The 2488-nt window shown below is 41.4% G+C and carries 4 protein-coding genes and 1 pseudogene; all 5 read left to right on the top strand.

Going from position 1 to position 2488, the window contains the following annotated elements:
• A pseudogene (locus LC574_RS35535) lies at nucleotides 1-182 on the top strand (cytochrome c oxidase subunit I); the annotation flags it as partial.
• A gap of 791 nt (nucleotides 183-973) precedes the next feature.
• Nucleotides 974-1573 carry a heme-copper oxidase subunit III gene (locus tag LC574_RS35530; RefSeq protein WP_229458319.1) on the top strand — a complete coding sequence of 200 codons (600 nt, stop codon included), beginning with the start codon at nucleotides 974-976 and terminating at the stop codon, nucleotides 1571-1573.
• 20 nt (nucleotides 1574-1593) lie between these two features.
• The gene (locus tag LC574_RS35525) at nucleotides 1594-1761 is read left to right on the top strand and encodes a hypothetical protein (RefSeq protein ID WP_229458317.1); all 168 of its coding nucleotides are present in this window, start codon (nucleotides 1594-1596) and stop codon (nucleotides 1759-1761) included.
• Nucleotides 1762-1768: 7 nt separating this feature from the next.
• Nucleotides 1769-2254 (top strand): hypothetical protein, encoded by a 486-nt coding sequence (locus LC574_RS35520; protein WP_229458316.1) that lies wholly within the window; start codon nucleotides 1769-1771, stop codon nucleotides 2252-2254.
• A 7-nt stretch (nucleotides 2255-2261) separates the two neighbouring features.
• A partial coding sequence (locus tag LC574_RS35515; protein WP_229458315.1) for a hypothetical protein occupies nucleotides 2262-2488 on the top strand: 227 nt, incomplete at its 3' end.

Genomic DNA, 2488 nt, shown 5'->3' with positions numbered 1-2488 from the left:
TGAAAGGGCCTTTGGCTGGTGATAATCCTTGGCAAGGTTTGACTTTAGAATGGACAACTAGCTCACCACCTGCAATTGAAAACTGGGAAGTGTTGCCGGTTGTGACTCATGGGCCTTATGACTACGGTCATGATAACACTCTTGAAATACAGCCATCTGCAACGCCGTCAGCTAGTGCTTAGGTAGTAAAGTGAGTAATGCGATCGCTCTCAAGGTGACTGCAACTTCTATTCATTTGATTTGAAAATTTGAAACTTGAGCCTCAGAACTCGAAAGGCCGAGTTCGGAACTCGAAACTTGAGCCTCAGAACTCGAAAGGCCGAGTTCAGAACTCGGAACTTCAGCCTCAGAACTCGAAAGGCCGAGTTCGGAACTCGGAACTTCAGCCTCAGAACTCGAAAGGCCGAGTTCGGAACTCGGAACTTCAGCCTCAGAACTCGGAACTTGAGCTTCAGAACTCGGAACTTGAGCTTCAGAACTCGGAACTTGAGCTTCAGAACTCGGAACTCGGAAGTGTGAGAATTCCTGAACAAGTGAAGAGTTAATACCATTTCACTTTAATAATGATACAAATACGCTCTTTTGGGGCATGGCAATGCCCATTAGTGTCAACTTAAGCTAAAAATCGCTTATCTGTTGGCTTCCACGCCCGCCCAGAAATGAATTTCAGGGCTAATAGCTAAAGTCTACTCAAGTAGACTAAAGATTTTTGAATATATTTAGTCATCTTCAGATGACTTTCGCTATTAGCAAGGAACTTCAGTTCCTTGCGGGACATGAGTTTTGCGTTAAGTTGACACCTATGGGCATTGCGCCTTGCCTCTACGAGAAATCGATATGTATCAGGATTTTCGTGAATTGGTATAAGTTAAACAAGGATTTTGGATGAAGAATGAAAATTTTGCCGCTTCAGACTTCATTCTTCATTCAAGCTTCCACAACAGACGCAGCAGATAATATTGTCAAAAAATCTATGACTATAGCTACAACCACAAGCGAAGATCACAGTGCAGGACACGAAGAACATCCAGATTTAAGAGTTTGGGGATTGTTGACGTTCCTCGCTTCTGAATCCCTAATGTTTGGGGGATTTTTTGCCACCTATTTGTTTTTTCGGAGCAGTACAGCCGTTTGGCCTCCAGAAGGAAGTGAAGTAGAATTACTCGTGCCGACGATTAACACGATTATTCTGGTGTCTAGTAGTTTCGTCATTCACTTCGGTGATACGGCGATTAAAAAGAATAACGTCAAGGGAATGCAACTGTGGTACGCAATTACTGCAATCATGGGTGCAATTTTCTTGGGTGGTCAGGTTTATGAGTATTCAACTTTAGGATACGGACTGACTACCAACGTCTTCGCCAACTGCTTTTATATCATGACAGGGTTCCACGGTTTGCACGTTTTTGTGGGACTGTTATTGATATTACGTGCATTGTGGCGATCGCGTCTTCCCGGTGAATATTCTGCAACCAATCATACTTTCATCGAAATGACAGAAATTTACTGGCACTTCGTAGACATTATTTGGATTGTTTTATTCACCTTGGTGTACGTTCTTACTTTGTTTTAAATGGGAATGGGGAGTGGGGAGTGGGGAGTGGTGAATATTACTACTCGTTACTCTCCATTGCCTATTATTGTTTTATTCATCTTAATGTAGGGTTCTCACTTTTTTTAAATATGGCATGGAGCATTAATTATTTTCCCTCACTCCCTCATCTCCCCACTCCCCATTCCCTACTCCCCACTCCCCAATAAATTTATTATGCAAGCTAATACAAATAAATTCTCATGGTTCCAGGTTCCAGAGGATATCAAAAATTTATTAATTTTAGCTGCACAAACCTGGGAGAACACATCAGAATCAGAACAATATATTCAACAAGCATTAACCAAAACTGGTGATAATACAGATGTCTTGGTAGCAGCATATAGATTTTTCTATTATAAGAATAATTATTCTCTTGCATTACAAACAACAGTTAAATTATTAGATAAAATTAAAGAAATAGAAAACTTGCCTGATGACTGGGAGCAACTTAAGCCTATATTAGTCAATCGCAAAGAAAACCCACAAATTCGATTGTACTTAAATGCTTATGCTGCTTCTGGATTAGTATTAGCAAAGTTAGGAGCAATCGAGGAAGCAAAAGAAATCAGCACCAAAGTCAAAGAGATAGACGAAAAGCATGATTTTGGAGCCGGTATTCTCCTGGATATTTTGACACGTCCAGCAGAAGAAGATGATTAATTAGTCAATGCACATCTCGACAAGACGATGTGCGAGTAGAGACGCGATTCATCGCGTCTGTAAGGAGTGGGGAGATGAGGGAGATGAGGGAGATGAGGGAGATGAGGGAGATGAGGGAGATGAGGGAGATGAGGGAGATGAGGAAGATAGTAACTCATATATTGCACTTAGCCCTGGCGATTACAAATCACAGGTATACAAACTAAGGCACTTACTTGCGCGGACTAATGTAAA

Source organism: Nostoc sp. CHAB 5715, from assembly GCF_020829685.1.
Lineage (GTDB): Bacteria > Cyanobacteriota > Cyanobacteriia > Cyanobacteriales > Nostocaceae > Nostoc.
This window is presented reverse-complemented; position numbering and strand designations above follow the sequence as displayed.